We start from the raw sequence: 646 nt of genomic DNA, 5'->3' as shown, positions 1-646 counted from the left end.
CGCCGGGACATGCCGGCACGGCCGGGTCATGTCCTGCACCATCCGGCACGGAGTCGACGAACCGCGCCTCGGCGAACCGTTATGCCCGGAGTGCTACGACTACGCGGGCTCGGTGCTGTTCAACGCCATGTCCCCGGAGCTGTGGCGACGCTTCACCCAAGCGCTTCGCAGACGCATCGCCAAGAACGCCGGACTGACCCAGCGGGACCTCAAGGAACAGGCCGTCATCTCCTTCACCAAGGTGGCCGAATACCAGCGGCGCGGAGTCGTCACTTTCACGCCGTGATCCGCCTCGACGGCCCGGAGGGACCGGCCACAGCTCCCCCGGCCTGGGCGACACCCGACCTCATGACGGACGCCGTACGGCACGCCGCCTCCGCGGTCGCCGTGACGGTTCCGCACGTTCCCGGTGAACCCACACGGACCTTCCGCTGGGGCACCCAGCTCGACGTCCGACAAATCACCATGGACGGCGACCTCTCCGAACAGGCCGTGGCCGCGTACATCGCCAAGTACGCCACCAAGGCGGCCGAATGCATCGGCACGCTGGACCGGCGCGTCAACCTCCTCGATGACCTGACCGCCCTACCGATCCGCGACCATCCCCGCCGACTGATCGCCGAGTGCCTGCGCCTCGGCACCCGCG

General features: G+C 68.9%; 1 pseudogene. It reads left to right on the top strand.

The features are described from left to right. Nucleotides 1-28 precede the first annotated feature (28 nt). Nucleotides 29-646 (top strand): annotated as a pseudogene (locus ACFP1K_RS41175) (replication initiator); the annotation flags it as partial.

This window comes from Sphaerisporangium aureirubrum, from assembly GCF_042658925.1.
Taxonomy (GTDB): domain Bacteria; phylum Actinomycetota; class Actinomycetes; order Streptosporangiales; family Streptosporangiaceae; genus Sphaerisporangium; species Sphaerisporangium aureirubrum.
Note: the sequence above shows the minus strand (reverse complement) of the source record. Positions and strands in the feature narration are given on the sequence as shown.